Annotated in this window: 15 protein-coding genes; 5 read left to right on the top strand and 10 right to left on the bottom strand. The window is 72.5% G+C overall.

Annotated elements, in window-relative coordinates:
- Positions 1 to 105: 105 nt before the first annotated feature.
- A complete protein-coding gene (locus HGB44_RS20760) occupies positions 106 to 516 on the bottom strand; it encodes a hypothetical protein (protein WP_061080240.1) in 411 nt (136 codons plus the stop codon).
- 619 nt (positions 517 to 1,135) lie between these two features.
- On the opposite strand from HGB44_RS20760, the gene HGB44_RS20755 reads away from it, so the two are divergent.
- The gene (locus tag HGB44_RS20755; RefSeq protein WP_061080219.1) at positions 1,136 to 2,104 is read left to right on the top strand and encodes a hypothetical protein; all 969 of its coding nucleotides are present in this window, start codon (positions 1,136 to 1,138) and stop codon (positions 2,102 to 2,104) included.
- On the opposite strand, the gene HGB44_RS20750 is transcribed toward HGB44_RS20755, so the two are convergent.
- From HGB44_RS20750 to HGB44_RS20735, 4 genes are all read right to left on the bottom strand, one after another.
- On the bottom strand, positions 2,053 to 2,676 hold the full coding sequence (locus tag HGB44_RS20750; protein WP_061080218.1) for a hypothetical protein: 624 nt from the start codon (positions 2,674 to 2,676) through the stop codon (positions 2,053 to 2,055). The genes HGB44_RS20755 and HGB44_RS20750 overlap by 52 nt on opposite strands.
- A gap of 215 nt (positions 2,677 to 2,891) precedes the next feature.
- Positions 2,892 to 3,905 (bottom strand): SEC-C metal-binding domain-containing protein, encoded by a 1,014-nt coding sequence (locus tag HGB44_RS20745; protein WP_061080217.1) that lies wholly within the window; start codon positions 3,903 to 3,905, stop codon positions 2,892 to 2,894.
- A gap of 170 nt (positions 3,906 to 4,075) precedes the next feature.
- Positions 4,076 to 4,513 (bottom strand): hypothetical protein, encoded by a 438-nt coding sequence (locus tag HGB44_RS20740; protein ID WP_168444084.1) that lies wholly within the window; start codon positions 4,511 to 4,513, stop codon positions 4,076 to 4,078.
- 114 nt (positions 4,514 to 4,627) lie between these two features.
- Positions 4,628 to 5,335, bottom strand: coding sequence for an MgtC/SapB family protein (locus tag HGB44_RS20735; RefSeq protein ID WP_061080215.1), 708 nt, complete (start codon positions 5,333 to 5,335; stop codon positions 4,628 to 4,630).
- Positions 5,336 to 5,598: 263 nt separating this feature from the next.
- Here HGB44_RS20735 and HGB44_RS20730 point away from each other — a divergent pair, with 263 nt between their 5' ends.
- The gene (locus HGB44_RS20730) at positions 5,599 to 7,743 is read left to right on the top strand and encodes an N-6 DNA methylase (RefSeq protein WP_061080214.1); all 2,145 of its coding nucleotides are present in this window, start codon (positions 5,599 to 5,601) and stop codon (positions 7,741 to 7,743) included.
- A gap of 76 nt (positions 7,744 to 7,819) precedes the next feature.
- Here the strand turns inward: HGB44_RS20730 and HGB44_RS20725 are convergent, their stop codons facing one another.
- Positions 7,820 to 8,782 carry a helix-turn-helix transcriptional regulator gene (locus HGB44_RS20725; protein WP_061080239.1) on the bottom strand — a complete coding sequence of 321 codons (963 nt, stop codon included), beginning with the start codon at positions 8,780 to 8,782 and terminating at the stop codon, positions 7,820 to 7,822.
- A 63-nt stretch (positions 8,783 to 8,845) separates the two neighbouring features.
- Here HGB44_RS20725 and HGB44_RS20720 point away from each other — a divergent pair, with 63 nt between their 5' ends.
- A complete protein-coding gene (locus tag HGB44_RS20720) occupies positions 8,846 to 9,988 on the top strand; it encodes an epoxide hydrolase family protein (RefSeq protein WP_061080213.1) in 1,143 nt (380 codons plus the stop codon).
- A 117-nt stretch (positions 9,989 to 10,105) separates the two neighbouring features.
- On the opposite strand, the gene HGB44_RS20715 is transcribed toward HGB44_RS20720, so the two are convergent.
- From HGB44_RS20715 to HGB44_RS20700, 4 genes are all read right to left on the bottom strand, one after another.
- A complete protein-coding gene (locus HGB44_RS20715) occupies positions 10,106 to 11,401 on the bottom strand; it encodes a purple acid phosphatase family protein (RefSeq protein WP_061080212.1) in 1,296 nt (431 codons plus the stop codon).
- A 98-nt stretch (positions 11,402 to 11,499) separates the two neighbouring features.
- Positions 11,500 to 13,161 (bottom strand): hypothetical protein, encoded by a 1,662-nt coding sequence (locus HGB44_RS20710; protein WP_061080211.1) that lies wholly within the window; start codon positions 13,159 to 13,161, stop codon positions 11,500 to 11,502.
- Positions 13,162 to 13,291: 130 nt separating this feature from the next.
- Positions 13,292 to 13,726: a YchJ family protein gene (locus HGB44_RS20705; protein WP_061080210.1), complete on the bottom strand. Its 435-nt coding sequence runs from the start codon at positions 13,724 to 13,726 to the stop codon at positions 13,292 to 13,294.
- A 168-nt stretch (positions 13,727 to 13,894) separates the two neighbouring features.
- Positions 13,895 to 14,854: a serine hydrolase gene (locus HGB44_RS20700; RefSeq protein WP_061080209.1), complete on the bottom strand. Its 960-nt coding sequence runs from the start codon at positions 14,852 to 14,854 to the stop codon at positions 13,895 to 13,897.
- A 578-nt stretch (positions 14,855 to 15,432) separates the two neighbouring features.
- Between HGB44_RS20700 and HGB44_RS20695 the strand changes: the two genes are divergently transcribed.
- Together HGB44_RS20695 and HGB44_RS20690 are read left to right on the top strand one after the other, a co-directional pair.
- Positions 15,433 to 17,322 (top strand): VMAP-C domain-containing protein, encoded by a 1,890-nt coding sequence (locus tag HGB44_RS20695; protein ID WP_061080208.1) that lies wholly within the window; start codon positions 15,433 to 15,435, stop codon positions 17,320 to 17,322.
- Positions 17,319 to 18,428, top strand: a complete 1,110-nt coding sequence (locus HGB44_RS20690) for an AAA family ATPase (RefSeq protein ID WP_061080207.1) — start codon at positions 17,319 to 17,321, stop codon at positions 18,426 to 18,428. The genes HGB44_RS20695 and HGB44_RS20690 overlap by 4 nt, the downstream gene beginning before the upstream one ends.

Here is an 18,428-nt window from a genome sequence, read left to right as displayed (position 1 = left end):
GAGCCACGTGTCCGCCTCCCACCAGATCACCGGCACCCCCAGAGCGCCGAGCAGCGCCGGGGCCGACCACCCCTCCTCGGGAGGAGCGGGGAGGACGCACCTCCCTCAGGCGACGGCCACGGCGACGGCGAGCTGGGCGACCGCGGCGATCCCGGACACGATCGTGGCGGCGGAGACGACGGCGGGAAGGGCCCTCTTCCAGCTGGCGAAGACCTTGGCTCGAAGCTCTCCCCAACCGCCCGTGCGCACCATCAGTTTCGCCGTCTGCCACCGGTGCTGCTCGATATGACACCCCGGAAGCAGCCCCGGGGAGTTGTTGCGGCACCGTGTCTTCTCGCCGCGGTTCCAGGCGCCGCACGGCAGCGGCATCTGGAAGAAGACGTAGAGGACCGAGACCGCGGAGGCGACCGCGATCCATATCGGCCCCACTTCTGGAAGAAACCATTCAAAAAGGGCAAAAACAATGATCGTCACGCCCCAGTATCGCCAGGGGCCGCGCGTTTTCCTCTTGGCCATACCGACAATCCTCAACCGGACGCGCAATCCCAGCAAGAGGATCACGCGCTCCGAAAATAGCCGACACAGGACGCGAGCACGACACATGAAAGAAGCAAGTAAAGGGAAAGCCGCAGTGACATAACGGCATACCATTTCCTAACAGGACAATCCTGAATCTTCCTCTGTTCGATGGATGTGCCACCCTCTGCCCCCATCCTCCCGGCAACCCCGCCTGAGGAGCGAACCGGCAGCGGCAGCGCGGGGAGCGAGGCCACAGCGCGTCCTCGGCCACGCGAGCACCTCAGGGAAAACAACAGCCACAGCATGCACACATTCGGTGACCTCAACCGGCCACGTGGGATTCGGTGAACGAACTTCGGGCAGAAAGCAGGCGAACGCCGACGCGGAACCACGAGGTGAAGCGGTGCCCCGTTCCCCCAGGCCGTCCCCGTCCGCCAGCCACGCCCCATCCGACCCCCTCGCCGCCGTACGCGGCCGGATCCTTCTGCATGTCAAGGGCACGGCCAACGCACCGCTGGACAGGGTTTCCGCCGAATTCGGAGGTGTGGCGTTCTCCGGAAGGCGCGCACAGGAAAAGGCGAAGGAGTTCGCCAGAAGAACGGGTCCTAACTGCCCCGTGGTCCTGGATCCCTCCGCATACGAGGACTTCTACGCGACCCCCGAGGAACCCTTCACGCTCGAACGGCAGCTCCGCATCGACACACGCCGAACCGGCGTCGGAGCGACCCTGGAACAGTTGGCGTCGAACCCCGTCGACCTGGTCCTGACCCCCACCCGGTACCTACGGTGTGACGACGCGGGAGGGCGGGCCCTAGACGAGGCCGTCAGACAGGTGAACGAAACGGACATGCGGGGCGTGGTCTTCGCGGTGCCCATCGACGCGCGGTGGCTCACTGACCGCCGAAGGCATCTCATCGCCTCCCTGCGGCGTGTGCGTGCGCCCAAGGCACTGGTCCTCGGGGACAGCGGGAACCCGGTGGGCTCGGCGATCAGGGCGAGGATGCTGCGGGAGGTCCTCCGCACCTGTCCGGGGACAGCACTGCTCAGGACCGATCTGACCGCGCTGGACGCGATGGTGCACGGGGCGGCGTTCGCCTCCATCGGCGACACCGCCTCGGTCCGCCACGCGGTTCCTCCGGGGAAGCAGGGCGGCGGACCGGGCCCGAAGTCCAGTCCCGACGTCATCATGCCCGTCCTGATGGGCTACTTCCGCGGCTCCACCCTCGCCGAGCGTCTGCGGGAATCCCGACCATGTGACTGCCTGCCCTGTGTCGAATGGGGCGAGGCACGCAACAACGGTGAGGTGGGCAGGCCCCTCACCGACTTCCAGGACACCTCCGACACGGAAGGGGCCCACGCCCACAACATGGCGCTCTGGTCCCGGTGGTGGAGGGAACTGCGCTCCGAGCACTCCCCCGAGGGCATGAGGGCGCGGTGGCGGGGAATGTGTCAACGTGCCCATCTCGAATACGAGTGGCACAACAGGGCGATCTCCCCCAGGCAGGACACGTTCACGGTCTCGGACGCGCTGGGCTACTGGGCGGGAAAGAGGGACGAGGAATTTCGCTCCTCCACGGCCCGGTGAACACGCTCGGCGAGGCGCCAGCGGAGCGCCGCGGCGGACTCGGGAACCTCCGTGCGAGGCCTCACCAGAACCCTCACCCCATCGCCGTCGAGCTCCGCCAGCCCAACCCCGTAGAAGTCCGCCTCCAAGCACGCCCGCTCCCGGTCCTCACCGAGCGGTGGACACACGGCCGTGCGTGGCGCGACGGGGCCGAGCACGCAGGCCCGGTCGAGTGCGTCGAGCCATCCCTCCCCTCGGGTGACGAGCAGGTCCAGCCGCACGGGGGTGTCCGCGATACGAAGAACCCGCCCGCTCCTGCGTGAGCGCGTCCACGCGGGAAGTGCGGGGAGGATGCGCTGTTCGCGTTCGGTCAGGGCGTCGACCGGAACCCACTCCCCCAGGGGAAGCGCCTGAAGCACCTGGTAGAGCCCCAGACGCGAACCGAGCACCCTGCTGCCGCCCGCACGTAGCCTGCCCTGTTCCGCGACGGGACGGTACACGGCCGTGACCGCACCGCCGCGCACGCACAGGTCCACGGCCCGCGCCTCCGCGGAGCCGACGAGCGCACGAACGTGGTGAGACCGGAGTTCCATTCCACCGATGGTGGCAGAGAACCCGTGCCCTGTCCGTGGTTGTCCGCAGGCGTGGTCGTCAAGCGCGGCGGGAGCGCGTGCCGGTCGGCCACCGGAGCAGCCGACCCGTGGGCGGCCCGAGAGACGGCGCGTGTCGCTGTGGGGTCCACGCCGCCGTTGGCAACAGTCACTGCCTTCTGAACCGAGATCGGTATCTGCCTCGGAGGCGGCTCAGGTCACCGGTTGGACGGTGAGCCGCAGCACTTCTTGTACTTGCGCCCCGCTCCGCACCAGCAGGGCTCGTTGCGTCCGGGCGGCCACGACCGCAGCCTCGGGTCGTCCGCGCTGAGCTCCAGGTTCACCCAGGACCGGACGGTGTCGTCGTCCGCCGGGGCCAGGCCGGAGCGTTCGGCGAACTCCGCGACCTCCTCCACGCCGTGCAGCACCACGCTCCGCCGCGTTCCGGGGTGTTCGCGGTCGCGCTCGCGCAGGCCCCGTTCGGCAGCGCGGTAGTAGGCGTCGGCGCCGTGCTCGGCGGTCTCCCCCGCGAGCAGTCCCCGGGCACGGGCCCCGTCGAAGGCCTCACGGGAGTAGAGCGCCTCCACCTCCCGGTCCGGGCCGTCCTGCTCCGGCCAGCCCTCTTCGTAGGGCAGTCCCAGCGCGCTCTCCGCCTGCTGCTGGGCCACGACCATGGCCACCTCGTCGTGGCGGTCGCGCGGCAGGCCCAGCTTCATCCGCGCCAGCAGACGGTTGACGAGCGGGGACAGGGAGAGGTCGTCCTCCCCCGCGAGCTCCTCCGGCGGCTCGGCGAGCAGTTGCCGGGCGGCGATGTTGAAGCAGAGCAGCGCCTCGTCCCAGCGCTCCAGCTCCCGCATGTACTCACCGAGCAGGTCGGCGGGCCCCTGACCCAGGTGGCCGGGGCGCAGCAGCTCGGAGGTGATCCGCTCCGCCTCGGCCGTGTCCCGCGGGTCCTGGCCCTTCCGCAGGAGGTCGGCCAGCTCGACGGAGGCGTACTGGCCGTCCTCGGAGGTGGGAGGGTGCTCGCGCACGGTCTCCAGCAGGCGGCGGGCTTGGTCGTCGCGTCCCGCACGGCGCAGTTCCGCGGCCGAGTCCATGAGGACCTCGCCGGTGTCGTCGGGGTAGGCGGCCAGCTCCTTCAGGACGCGGCCGGGCAGTTCCAGTTCCCGGAGCGCGGCCGTCAGGGGCGTGTCGCCGCCGACCGGGGCGGTGGAGGAGGCGTGGTCGTTCATGGCCACCAGGTTAGAAGCCGTTGGAACGGCGGACGACCCGTTTCCGGAACCAGGGGTGGGCGGATGCGCTCCCGAGACGGCACACGACCAGGAGCGAGGCATTCCCGTGCGGTGTGCGGCCGGACGCCGTCACCGGGCGCGCGGGCGCGCGGGCGCGCGGAGGCGCCGCCTCAGTACGGCCGGTGGGGCGCGCGGCCTCCAGCGGTATCGGTGGTTTCGAACCAGTCCTTGGCGGCCCGAGTCTCGGCGAGGACCAACGCGGCCGCCACGAGGGCGAAACCCAGGAAACCGGAGCCTTGCACGACGTTCATGAGTGTTCCGACGGCGGCCGTGACCAGCGCGACGCGGAGCAGGGTCTGGCTCTTTCGGCCACCCGCGCCCATCCGCACGGCGGCGGTGGTCTCCAGCACCAGGACACCCACGGCGAACAGCATCCCCAGGGTGAAGAGCCCCATGGGGGTCCCCGTCGCTCCCACCACCCGGGCGAGGGACATCCCGGACGCGGACAGGAGTGCGAAGAGGGACACCAGTCCGAACGCGGCTATCGCGACGTGGACGAACAGGATCACCCGGACGGCGGTGAGCTGACCTGGCATTCGGGGGTGCACGGCGGCTCCTCGGGGATCGGCTTCCCGTGCTCGGGGTTCACGTCGCGAAACGATACAGAACTCCGCGGGGGAGCCCCCGTCCGGAGCCCTCGCCGGGAGCCGCCGGGGCCGCCCTCACTCCGCCTCGTCGTCCAGCTCCTGCCAGCGCACGGACGAGACCTCCGGTTCCAGGCTGAGCCTCCTGACCAGCTGCTCCACGGCCTCGTCCTGGTGTCCGGCCGCGTAGACGTCGGCGTACACGGACACCAGGTCCTCGTCCTCGTCCAGGTGGCGGCAGTCCAGGGAGCGCAGTGTGAACTCGGTTTCGGACAGTGCCTGGAGCAGCAGGGCCCGTACGTGGGGGTCGTGGGCGTCCGTGCACACGATCCGGACCCGGTAGACGGTCTCGCTGTCCTTGGAGTTGGCGGGAGAGCTCTTCTGCAACCGCCGGGCCACCGGGCGCAGCAGGACGTTGGCGGCCACCACCGCCACCGCGCCCATCGCCGCGACCAGGTAGACGCCGCTTCCGGCCAGGACGCCCACGGCGGCGGCGCACCAGATCGTCGCGGCCGTGTTGATGCCGCGGATGTTGATGCCGTCGCGCAGGATGACGCCCGCGCCGAGGAAGCCGATGCCCGACACCACCTGGGCCGCGACACGCGTGGGGCTGACCTCGTCGACGGCGTAGGCGGCCAGCAGGACGAACAGCGCCGATCCCACGGCGACGAGTGCGTTGGTGCGCAGGCCCGCCATGCGGGCCCGCCACTGGCGTTCGACGCCGACCAGCGCGCCCAGTCCGAACGCGCAGCCGAGTCGGAGTGCGGCCTCCCACCATTCCAACATCCGCCCACTCCCCCGCAGGTCGCCCGTTCGGTCCGCTTCGGAGGGGTCCGCGGCGCCAGAACGCCGACACGCTCAGGACATCGCGCCCGTCCCATCGGATACTGGACACGGCTACCCGCTCCTCCCCCGCGTACACCCGCTCTTGTGTGAAGGCGCCCAACCACCACGGACCACCAGAGCAGAAGCCCACGAACAGGGTTTTCACCAGGCGCGTGTGTATAGTCGTGACCGGTCTGCTGTCGTCCCGGATGGGTGGGGAAGCCATGAGCACCGGTGAGGTGGAGGTGAGCTCGGCCGACATCGCCAGGATCGCGGGTGTGAAGCCGACGGCGGTGAGCAACTGGCGGCGCCGCCACGACGACTTCCCCAGACCGGTGGGGGGCACAGACCGCAGCCCCCGGTTCGACCTGGGGCAGGTGGAGGAGTGGCTGTCCACCCACCGCCAGGTGCCGAGCATCGACCCCGACCAGCGCCTGTGGCAGGCGCTCGACTCCCTGCGCGCCTCCGTCCCCGTCGACGCGGTGCTCGTCCAGGCCGGGGTGCTGCTGTGGCACCTGAGCCGCACCCCCGAGGCCGGGGGGCGCGGCGCCGGGGAACAGGACGGATCCGCGCTGGCGGTGCACGCGTGGCGGAGTTTCGAGGACCTCCTCGAAGGCGCGGGGCTGGCCGTTCTGTCCGGGCGCCGCCCCGAATCCGTTCCGGACGCCCAGCTGGGTCCGTTGGCCGACGCGGCGGTGCGCGCCGCGCGGGAGAGCGACCCGCGGACCGCCTTCGAGCACCTGCTCAATCGCCTGGACCAGCGCTCCCCCTCCGGCTCGCACACGGTCCCGCCCGAGTTGGCCGACCTCATGGTGAGCCTGGCCGGAGTCGGAACCGGAGTCGGGAACACCGGGGACGGGGACGCCGGAACCGGCCCCGCCGGAACCGTGGCCGACCCCGCGTGCGGGCGGGGCGGACTGCTGCTCGCCGCCGCGCGCGGCGGCCGGCGCGCCCTGCTGGGGCAGGACCGGGACGCCGCCTCGGTGTGGCTGGCCGCCCTGCGCCTGGCCTTCGCCGGGGCCCTGACCAAGGGCACGGGCCTGCGTGTGGCCGACGCGCTGCGCCTTCCCGCGTTCGCCCCGACCACACCGGACGGCGCGGACGGCGCCGGCGCGGTCGTGTGCGCCCCGCCGTTCGGCGAGCGCAACTGGGGCGGCGAGGAACTCGCGGAGGACCCCCGGTGGACCCACGGGGTCCCCCCGCGCCTGGAGTCCGACCTGGCCTGGGTCCAGCACTGCCTGTCCCTGCTCCGTCCGGGCGGTTCGGCGGTCGTGCTGATGCCCCCGGGCGCCGCCCAGCGACCCTCGGGTCGGCGCATCCGCCGGTCGCTGCTGCGCGCGGGCGCCTTCCGCGCGGTGGTCTCGCTCCCGCCCGGGTTCGCGGCCCACTACGCCGTTCCCCTCCAGCTGTGGGTGCTGCGCCGTCCGGAGCGGGACACGGTTCCCGCTCCCGTGCTGCTCGTGGACACCGCCCCGCACGAGCCCGGGCAGACCTCCGCGCCGGGCGGGGTCCTCGGCCGGATCGACCGGCTCTGGCGGGAGTACCTGGCCGACCCGGAGGGCTTCGACGAGCATCCGGGGGTGGCGCGGACGCTGGAGGTGGTCGACCTGCTGGACGAGGACGTCGACCTGACCCCCCGCACGCGCCTTCCGGTTCCGCGCGCCGCGGCGGGTGACCTGGATCTGTTCGCCGAGCGGCGCACGCGCCTGGAGGGCGCGCTGCGCACACTGCGCACGCTCCTGCCCGAGGCTCCCGGGGCCGAGCCCGGCGGCGAGGCGGTCGGGGTGGTCACGCTGGGCGAGCTGGCCCGGGCCGGGTCGGTGACGATCCGGCGGCCCCTCCCCCGGCGTTCGGCGGAGGAGGCGGGCCCGCGCACCAGCGCCAGGGTGGTCACCGGTGAGGACGTGGTGCGGGGGGCGGGGGCCTCGCGCACGGAGGAGGTGGACGCCGACCCGATGCGCAACCCCCCGATCCAGGAGGGCGACGTCCTCATCCCGGCGGTGGCGCCGAGGCCCGCCGCGCGGGTGGCGACCGGGGACGACGCGGGCGCCCACCCGGGCGGCGGCCTGTACGTGGTGCGCACGAACCCGGGCGCGGTCGACCCGTGGTTCCTGGCGGGGTTCGTCACCAGCTCCGGGGAGAGCCAGAACATCACCCGGGTGAGCAGCAGCATGCGGGGGCACCTGAGGATCGACCCGTCCCGGATGCGGCTTCCGGTGCTGCCCGTGGAGGAGCAGAGGCGGTACGGGGAGCTCTTCCGGAAGGTCGCGCGGTTCCGGGAGGCCCTGCTGGAGTTCCAGGGGTGGGGCGAGGAGCTGGCCGACCAGGCCGTCGACCTGGTCGCCGGGCGCTGGGAGACCTCCTCCTAGCAGCCGCGGGGGGGCACCGGCCCGCTCCCTCGGGCAGAGGCACCGCAGCAGGTCCTGGAAGCCACCCGGCCGGGACTCACGTCGTGGACGCGCCACCCGCCGCGCGGCGCAGCCTCGTCGCGAGGCGGTCGAACGCCGCCGCGAGCTCGTCTCCGTCGACCACCTCGATGTCGGCGTCGAGCTGCGTCATCCACAGCGCGAGCCGGTCCGGGTCGTCGGAACCCAGCTCGACACGGCACGTGGTCTCGTCGACCGCCTCGATGTCGACCGGGACGGGGATCTTCGCGGCGACCCTGGCGGCGGGAGCGTGCACGAGCACCCGGGCGCGGTACTTCCAGGCCGCCTTGCTGACGCGTCCGACGACGTACTCCACTGCATCGTCCCCCGGGATCACGCGCGGCCGGAACCGCACGCCCGTCGGTGCGTGCGGAACCATGCGGTCGACACGGAAGATCCGCCAGTCGTCGCGGTCGAGATCCCACGCGAGCAGGTACCAGAGCGGCCCCCAGCTCACCAGCCGTCGTGGTTCGGTGTGGCGTGCCCCTTCGCCGCCCCCGGGCTTGGTGTATCCGAACCGGAGCCGTTCGTGGCCGCGGACCGCGGCAGCGACCGCGCCGAGGAGCGAGAGGTCGAGCGGCGGTTCGGCTCCCGGAACGACGCTCGTCGCCTCGCGTACCGCCTCGACGCGCCGACGCAGGCGCGAGGGCAGCACCTGCTCCAGCTTCGCGAGCGCGGTGAGCGACGTCTCCTCGACGCCGAGCCTCTGGGTCGCGACCGCGCCCAGTCCGACCGCGACGGCGACGGCCTCGTCGTCGTCGAGCAGCAGTGGGGGCATCGCCGTCCCGGCGGCCAGCCGGTACCCGCCCGCGACGCCGGGGCGCGCGTCCACGGGATAGCCGAGCGAGCGCAGTTTGCCGATGTCGGTGCGCACGGTCCTCGTGCTCACACCGAGCCGGCCGGCGAGCTCGGAGCTCGTCCAGTCGCGCTTGAGCTGGAGCAGTGACAGCAGTTCGAGCAGGCGGGCCGAGGTCTCCAACATGTCCCCCAGCATTTCGGCAATCGCGGAAGCTCACCTGCCGCATTGCCTGGAAACGTCGGTGCCATGAACGCGAACAACGCACTCACACCGTTTTGCATCGACATCCCGCAGGCCGACGTCGACGACCTGCGCGACCGGCTGGCGCGCACGCGCTGGCCGGCCCCCGTGCCGGGCCGAGAAGACCGCACCGACTTCAGCCGCGGCATCCCGCTGGCGTACCTGAGGGAGCTCGCCGAGTACTGGCGCGACGGGTTCGACTGGCGTGCGCAGGAGGAGGGGCTCAACGAGTACGGACAGTCCACGACGGTCGTCGACGGCCAGACGTTCCACGTCGTCCACGTGCGATCGGCGAACCCGGAGGCGACCCCGCTGATCCTGAACCACGGCTGGCCGGGCTCGTTCGTCGAGTACCGGCGGCTCGTCCCGCTGCTGACCGACGACTTCCACGTGGTCATCCCGTCGCTGCCCGGCTTCGGGTTCTCCACCCCTCTGTCAGGGACCGGCTGGGAGCTGGCGCGGACGACGGAGGCCTACGCCGAGATCATGACGCGTCTGGGCTACGAGAGGTTCGCGGCCCACGGCACCGACATCGGTGCGGGCACCGCCGGCCGCCTCGCGGCGCTCCACCCGGAGCGCGTCATCGGCACGCACATCGGCAGCGACCCCCGGTGGCTCGGGCTGCTCGGCGACAGGTTCCCCTACCCCGACGGTCTGTCCGACGACGAGACGGCCCAGATCGAGGCGGTGCGCGCCGAGGCCGCGGCCGAGCGCGGGTACCTGGCGATGCAGGACCACCGCCCCGACACGATCGGCGCGGCGCTCACCGACTCGCCGGTCGGCCAGCTCGCGTGGATCGCCGAGAAGTTCAGGACCAGATCCGGCGGCGCCTACCGGACGCCGGACGAGACGGTCGACCGCGACCAGCTCCTCACGAACATCAGCCTGTACTGGTTCACCCGCAGCGGCGCGTCGAGCGCGCAGTTCTACTACGAGTCCGCGCACTCCGGGGTCGACCTGGTCACGGCCTCCGACGTGCCGTCCGGATGGGCCGTGTTCGACACCCATCCGCTCATGCGCCGCGCGGTGGACCCGGGGAAGGCGATCGGCCACTGGAGCGAGTTCACCGAGGGCGGTCACTTCCCCGCGATGGAGGAGGCGGAGCTGCTCGCGGACGACATCCGCGCCTTCTTCCGCGGCCTTTCCTGACTCCGAGTCAGGGCCCCAGGGCCGCGAAGACCGTTCGGGGCCCGGCCGGTCCGGCACGTCCGGGGCCGCGCCGACCCCGGACCCGGCGGCGTTCGGTGGTGCCTCGACAACGGCGGCTCAGGAGCCGTCCGTGACGCGCCTGCCGTCCCCGTCCTTGACGATGGTGAAGGAGTCCACGGCCTGGCCGTCGGCGGTGCGGGAGCGGTACTCCAGGGTGGCGCCGTCCACCGAGACCGTCTGGAAGGTCTGGGTGTCGGTGCGCTGCACGCGCACCTCGGCGCCGTGGTCGGTCCAGTTGTCCTCGGCCGCGTCGTACGTCTTGGGGCCGGTCACCGCGACCACGTGGACCGGGCCGGTGTGCGTGTCGGGGTCGTCGGTCCGGTGCTCGGTCATGTTGCCGCGGGTGTAGGAGTGGTCGTGCCCCTGGAGGACCAGGTCCACGTCGTACTCCTCCAGCACCGGCAGCCACGCCTCGCGCAGCGGCTCGTTGTCGCGGTCGGGGTCGGCGGAGAAGACCGGGTGGTGGAAGGTGACCACGGTCCACTCGTGGGGGTTGTCGGCCAGCACCCGCTCCAGCCACCGGCGCTGCGTGTCCAGCCACCGCCCGGCCTCGTCCTGGGGCACCTCGCGGTAGTTGGAGTTGAGCACCACGAAGCGTACGCCCTGGTAGTCGGTGTGGTAGACCGTCTCTGCCAGGTCGGCGCCCCGGTCGGGTCCGTTGCCCGCGCCGGGGAACTGCGGGACCCAGTGTTCGCTCAACCCGTCGTCGTACTCGTGGTTGCCGGGCGTGGCCACGTGGTTCATGCTTCCGGTGGCCGGGCCGAAGGCGTCGAACCACTCGTCCCACTCGGAGCCGCTGTCGGCCGAGTCGACCAGGTCGCCGGAGTGCACGGCCAGCTCGGCGTCGGGTGCGGCCTCCAGTCCGGCTCTGACGACGGGGGCGGCCTCGTCGGTGATGTCGTTCTGGAGGTCGCCGAAGTACAGGAAGCTGAAGGGTTCGGCCCCCTCTGCGGCGGTGGTGAAGGTGCGCCAGTCGCTCACCGCTCCCCCCGTGTCGCCGCCCTCGCTGCCGCCTCCGCCGCTCTCCCCGATCCGGTAGCGGTAGGCGGTGTCCGGCTCCAGGCCGGTGGCCGTGGCCGCGAAGGTGGAACCGGGCCCCTCTCCTCCGGTGGCCTGCCCCGGGATCCGGGCGGGTTCCGCGGACCCGTCCTCGGGACCGATCTCCAGGAAGGCCTCCTCCGCGTCGAAGGCGCGCCAGGTCACGGTCTGGGAGGTGCCGGGGTCGGCGGTGGGTGAGAGGAGGACGCGGTCGACGGGCTGCTCGGGCGGGGCCTGGGGGGTGCAGGCGCACAGCCCGACTGCGAGGACCGCGCCGCTGAGGGCCGCGAGCGCGCGGGACGGAGCGTCGGGCATGAGGGGACCTGTCCTTTCTGGCGGCGGAGCGGTGCCGCGGGCGCGCAGGGGCGTCGGGGAGCCGCCGACGCGGCGGCTCCCCCGGTCTGCCCGGTCAGCTACCCGGCCAGGGAGTCGAGCATGGGCCCGAACTCCTCGTCGGAGGTCAGCAGCGAGACCGACCTGTTCTCGTGGTCGATCCTGGCCCCCACGGGACGCAGGTCGGGCGGCGTGCCCTGCTCGCGCGAGCGCGAACCGGGGTGCCACCAGTAGAGCTGGGCGCTGACGGGCTTGTCGCCGTCGGCGGTGAACCGCTCGGCGATCTGCTGCATGTGGTCCATGGCGGCGATCGGGTGGCCCTGCCCCAGGGGGTGGGCGAGGAGCACCTCGGGGACGGGGAAGGCCACGAGCGCGCCGTGCGGCAGGTCGCCGAGGTAGCGGTCGAGGGCGTGTACATGCGCCGCCACGTAGGGGTGCTGGCCGCCGATGTGCACGATGTGCGCCCCGTTGACCTCGTGTTCGCTGACCTCGACGGTCTCGGCCACGGAGGCGGCCACGGCCTCGGCGAAGACCTCGCCGTCGGGGCGGCCGGAGCGCTCGTGCACCTGCCGGGGCAGCGGCCGCAGCGAGTCGGAGGCGTCGACGACGACGGTCTGCCACAGCCCGGGGGCGATCTCGCGGGTCAGGAGGGACTCCAGCACCTCCTCGGGAAACGCGGAGGCCGGGTAGAGGCGTGCCCGCAGCCGTCCGTCGGTGTCGCCGCCGCCCTGCCCGGTGGCCTGGCTCAGATGCTCGACGGACGTGCGCGCGAACTGGGCGGTGTTGTGCGCGATCTGCTCGGGGGTGGCCCCGTTCAGGGCGGCGCGCAGCCCGCTGATGTCGGCGCTGGCGTGGTTGCCGTCGGGCAGTGTCACGACGAGCGTGTCGGCGCCCTGGAAGGCGGCACTCACCCCGGCCTCGGCGAAGGCCTCCGCCAGGGAGGCGGCCACCGTGTCGTCGGGGTCCGCCGGGGTGGGAGGGCCGGCCGGGTCGGCCGCCGGGGCGCTGTCGGCGGGGTCCGCGTCGCGCGTACCGGCGGAGGACCCGCCGGCGGCCTGCTCGCGCTCCCGCGCGGCGCGGGCCATGAAGCCCGCGAAGTGTGCGGCCAGTCCGGTCCGATGCTCGTCCGTGGTGATGGCGGCCTGGTCGAAGGTGTCCCTCATGTCGGCCTCCATGAGGACCGTGCCCCCGGAGTCGAACACGCGCAGGCGGGTCGGCGGCAGGAAGTCGGCGCGCAGCCCCTCCCGCTCGCAGGCCCGTACCAGGGCCGCGCCGAACTCCTCGCGTATCCGCTCGGGCTCCAGTTCGCGTGCCTGCTCCAGCCGGGCGCCGAGCCAGTCCGGGATCCGGTCGTGCGAGCGCGGGAAGCGCTCCAGTTCCTGGGCGTAGACGAGCGGGCTCGTCCCGGGCGGCAGGTCGGGCTCGGTGTCGTGGTTGTACTCGACGTTGAACTGGTGCGAGTGGTGGACCGAGAGGATCACGGAGAGCCAGGTGCCCCCGCCCTCCTGGAACCCGGACCGCTTGAGCGCGTCGACCAGGTCGTCGACGCCGGCGGGCACCTCCAGCTGCCGGACCTGGCCGTCCGCCTCCTGGACGGCGAGCATGTCGCTGCGGTGGGCGCCGATCACCCTGGCCAGGTAGGTGAGCTGCTGCCAGCCCTGCGGGACGACCGCGACCAGTCGCCCGGCGAGGTCCTGGAGGATTTCGCCCTGTTCCAGGGGGCCGGGAGGTTGGGGAGTCATGTGGGGCTCCGTGTCCGTGTGGGTACGTTCGGTCGGTTGCGCGCTCCCTTCCTATCGTGTCGGGGGGACAGAGTGTGACCTCGTCCGCACCTCGCGCTGTTCGCCGTGCACCGCACCGTCCGGAGCGCCCTCAGTCCGCGAGCGCGTCGAGGTAGACCCAGGCGCCCTCGTGGCGGACGAAGCGGCTGTTCTCGACGAGCGCCTCCTCACGGCCGCCCTCGCGGTACGACGCGCGGAAGGCGACCGTGCCCTCGTTGTGGAACGGGGTGCCCCCGGTGGTGGACAGGATCTCCAGGCGCATCCACTCGGTGCCGGGGTCCAGGTCCAGGCGCCGCGGCCTGGTGCTCGGGTGCCAGGTCCGCAGGAGGTGGTCACGGTCGCCGACGGCGAAGGCGCTGTAGCGCGAGCGCATGAGCTGTTCGGCGGTGGACGCCGTGGCCCGGCCGCCGTGCAGGCGGCCGCAGCAGTCCTGGTAGGCCGCGGGGCCGCCGCAGGGGCAGGGCGCCTCGGGGGCGGCCGAAGGCCGTGGCGGGGACGTGCGGTGGCGGGTTCTGCGCTGCGACATGCCTTCCATTGTGGCCTCCGGCGTCCCCGTGCCGTGACGGGTTCGGAGCCGGGCCGCTCCGGGGCCGGTCCGGGTTCCGCCCGGAGGCGGCCCCGGGTATCGCCGAGCGAGCCGCACGGGCCGGTCACGCGCACCGTGCCCCTCCCCTCGGGGGAACGGGCTCCGGGCTCATGCGCGGCCCGAACCGTCGGAGCCGTCGGAGCCGTGGGAGAGGGACCGCGTCAGCCCGGTCGGCGGAACCCCCGCCCGGACGTCCTGGCCGCTGAGGCCGGAGTGCACCTCGGCCGCCACGGACTCGACGGTGTCCACCCCGTAGCGCATCCCGTCGTTGCCGTCGGTCAGGACCACGACGTCGTAGTCGCCGACCGGGGTGTCACGGAAGCCGCCGATGCTGTGCACCCGCCAGAGGTTGGTGTCGGTGTGGGGCAGCCAGCCGTTCTTGAGGTACACCCCGGCGTCGGCGGGCGCGCCCGAGGACACGCCCCAGCGCTGTTCCTCGGTCACGTCGCCCATGAGGCCGCGCGCGAAGTCGCGCTCCTCCTGGCCGAGCACGTCGTTGTCCGTGCGCAGCAGGCGGAGCAGGGTGAGCTGGTCGGAGACGGTGATCCCCATCAGGCCGACGTAGCCCTCCGGATCCGGTTCCGTGGCGTCCATGCCCGCCAGGTCGAGGAAGCGCTGGACGCGCTCGGGGCCGATCCGGTTGCGCAGCTCCGTGGCCGCGTCGTTGTCCGAGACGGTGATCATGTCGGTCGCCAGGTCCTTCTCCTCGGCGGTGAGCTCCCGGTCCTCGTCCATGGCGGTGCGCAGCAGCGCGCCGAGGACGACGACCTTGCCGACGCTGGCCGCGTCGAACTCCGCGTCGGGGTCGAGCCCGCAGGTGAGGTCGCCGCCGTGCGCGGAGACTCCCACAGCGATCGTCCCCTCCCGCTCGTCCACTCGTTGGCGGATCCGCTCGTCGAGCCGTCGCGCGACGTCGGGGTGCGACTCGGAGGCGCAGACCGGCTCCTGCGCGAAGGCGGCCGTCGGCGGCGCGGCGGCGGTCAACCCGGCGGTGAGCGCCGCGGCGATGACCACGGCGGCGGACCGTGCCGGGCGTCGGCGCCCGGCGAGTGTGCGGTCGGCGGACATGGAAGGGGTTCTCCCTCGTTCGGCGGAGCGGGGCGGCGGAGCGGGCCTCGGGCAGGGCAGGCAGGCACCCTTCACACCCGTACGAACACACAGGGTGACCCACCGGCGCCCTTCGATTCTCGGTGCCCGCGCTCCGCCAGGCGCGAGCGACACGGGCTCCGCTCCCACCTCTCCGTTCCCGCCCCTCCGGCAGCAGCACGCCGGGGCCGGTCGCCGTGCCTGGCGCACGTGTCTCCGGTCTGGGACGCAACCTCCGGCACCTGCCACCAAGCCGGGGGTTTCGGAAAGCGCGGAATCCGTGGCCTCCCGTCCGAGAGAACGGATCAAGGGGCCGGGCACCGGGCTGGTCACCGCTTGGCGGCGGTTTCCGTCAACCGCCCACATCCGGTGTGGCGGTGTGCTTGCATGTGACCCCGTGCTCTGCTCCTCCCCCGTACAGCACAGCCGCCAGGAGGCCCCGTGACAGGACCGGCCCGACACCGAACCGGTCAGGCAGCCTCTGCCCCCGGCCCGTCCGACGGTCCTCGCGACGTGTCCGCCCCAGGCGGACGGAGCGGGCGGATGACGGAGGCCGTGTGATGTCCGGCCCGGCGTCCGGCTTCTCCTGGCGCGCCCGCCTGTCCGTCATGGTGGAGAGGGGTGGCGAGGAGGCCGAGGAGCCGTTGGGCGCGGCGTTCCTGGTCGGTTCCCGCCACGTGGTCACCTGTGCCCACAACCTGGAGGGGCTCGGTGAGGAGACCGACGTGCACGTGTGCTTCCCCCTCCCCGGCAGGAACGGTGTCCACCGGTTCGCCCGGATCGCGGTGCGCGCGGACTGGCGAGGCGGGGAGCCCGACGTCGCCGTCCTGGAGCTGGACGAGGACACCGACATCCGCCCCGCCCTCCTGGCCTCTCCCCACGCGCTCCTGCCCCCCGGCGTCGGTCCCGCCACCGGGCACGGCAGGATCGAGGTGTCCGCTCTGGGGTTTCCCACGTCGGCGGCCGGGGGGACGTCCCCGGACGGCCGGTCTCCGGAGCCGGTCTTCAACGACCACGACGGGACCGTGCTGGACCTGTTCACCAGGCAGGACAAACACCTCACACAGGACAGGTGGCAGGTCACCCTCGCCTCCGGCGATCCGGGGACGATCAGCCACGGGTACAGCGGCGCGGGCGCCTACCTCACCGGAGCGTGGTGGCGGGGCTGGGAGGAGGACGACCGACACGTCGTCGGCATGATCAGCACCGGTGACCGGCGTGTCAGGGGCCGCAGCGGCACGATGATCCCCCTGTCGGCGATCGGCCGCGTGTGGGAGGAGATCGACGACCACATCGACCTGGGCTGGTTCACTCCGGACGCCCGCAGGCGACTGCGCCGGATCGTCACCGGACTCGGCGACGAGGTCGACTTCCGCGGGGTCCACGGACTCTGCTTCCCCCACTTCCAGCACGACCCCGTCGACGTCACGCCCGCCACGCCCTGGCAGTGGGTCCGCCACACCGCCGAGAAGGGCCTGTCCGGCGACCGCGAAGGCGACCTGGGCGCGTTCCTGCGGCGGGTCCACGCCAGTCTCCCACCCGACCGCGGGGACGGGCTGCGCACGTGGCTGGAGGAGTACTGCGGCACGGGGTCCGCCGATCCCGAAGCCCCCTCCTACGTCACCGTGACCGCGCACAGGCTGCTCTACGACGACACCTACACCGTCACCCTGCGGCGCGAGGACGAGGGCGTACCCGGCGCGTCCCTGGAGCTGGCCGAGGTGCCCGAGGACGGGTTGCAGGACTCGGTCGAGCCTCACCTGAACGCGCTGCTCCTGGGCTATGACAGGCACGACGCGAACACGCTCTTCGAGTTCGTGGTCCCGGTCCCGCTGTTCCACTCCGGGTTCGAACTGTGGAAACTCACCACCTTCCAGCAGATCACCGACCGCTACCCGGTGGTGGTCTCGGCCTCGGAGCTGCACACGACCCTGTTCCAGGGGGCGGAGCCTTCCTCCGACGACGCCGGGAACGCCTTCCACAGAAACGCCGCCCTCAGGGAACGGTGGAACGCCCTCCAGGCCCGGGGCAAGGCCGGCGCGCAGGTCCTCACCTGTGTCGGGACCACCGACCGCATGACGACCAAGCGCAGGCTCAACGCCCGCGCCGACAAGCAGGCGCTGGTCCACTCCACCCGTGCCCGGTTCCCGCAGATCGAGGGCGCCCTGGACGCCGGTGTGCCGATCATGCTCCTGCCGCGCCGGGCCTGCGACCACGACGACCACGACGGCTGCTCCGGCGCACGCCGGGCAGGGCAGCTCAGGCACCTGGTCGAAGGGACTCCGTTCGACAAGCTCGCGGACAGGGTCCGGCACGTGCGCAGGCAGGCACTGGGCGAGGAGGGCGAGGACCACTGCGGCCACGAGCTCTCCCTGATCGTGAACGACCCCGGCCGTATCGGCCGCAACACCGAACCGCCCATGTACATGGGAAGCGAGGATCCGGCATGACGGACTGGAGAATCTTCCGGGGCACCCGGGAACCCCACGAGTTCCGGGGGCTGCCGGATCCTCCTCCGTGGCGCGCCTTCGACGGGGGCCCGCCCCTGCCCCACCCCGAGAACGAGGACGAGCCCCACGCGGCGATCTCCTACCTCGCCTCGGAGGAGGCCGTCGAACAGGTCAACACCGCCCTGTACCTGCGCCGCCCCCTGCTGGTCACCGGCCCGCCCGGGGCGGGCAAGTCGGCCCTGGCCGAGGCGGTCGCCCACGAGCTCCGGCTCGGACCGCTGCTGTACTGGCCCATCACGAGCCGGGTGACCCTGCGCGACGGCCTGTACCGCTACGATCCCCTCGGCCGCCTGTACTCGGCGAGCCGTGCGGGCGGGGTCCGAGAGGGGAGCGGCGGCCACGCGCCGGAGGAGCACATCGGGGACCACATCCGCCTGGGCCCGCTGGGAACGGCGCTGCTGCCCTTCGAGAAGCCGCGGGTGCTTCTCATCGACGAGATCGACAAGAGCGACATCGACCTGCCCAACGACCTGCTCACCGTCTTCGAGAGGGGCTCCTACGAGATTCCCGAGCTGATGCGTGTGCACGCCTCCGGCCCGGGGGCACCCGCGAAGGGGGCGGAGGGCGTACGGGGCTCCGGAGGGAGCGGCCGAAGGCCCGCGGAGGCGGACGGCCCCGCTCCACGGTCCGCCCACGCCTCCGGCGTCGAGGTGCTGACCGCCGACGGTGCCGCGTCCGCGACCATCCGCTCCGGCCGGGTCCAGTGCCGCGCCTTCCCCCTGGTCGTCATGACCAGCAACGGCGAGCGCGCGTTCCCCCCGGCCTTCCTGCGCCGCTGCGTCAAGCTGGAACTGCGCCTTCCCGAGGAAGCCGGGGAACTCGCCGCCATCGTGCACCAACACCTCCAGGACCTCCCCCCACACCTGCACGATCAGATCGACGCGCTGGCCAAGGACTTCCTCGCCGCTCACCGGGGTGGTGGTGTGCTGGCCACCGACCAGCTCCTCAACGCCGCCTACATGCGCTGGCACACGGTCGGGGACCCCTCCATGCCGAGGGAGGCGCTGGCCAGGAAGCTGATGCGGCCCCTCAACGGCCAGGACTGA

Origin of the sequence: Nocardiopsis alborubida (assembly GCF_012396365.1) — a bacterium.
Taxonomy (GTDB): domain Bacteria; phylum Actinomycetota; class Actinomycetes; order Streptosporangiales; family Streptosporangiaceae; genus Nocardiopsis; species Nocardiopsis alborubida.
This window is presented reverse-complemented; position numbering and strand designations above follow the sequence as displayed.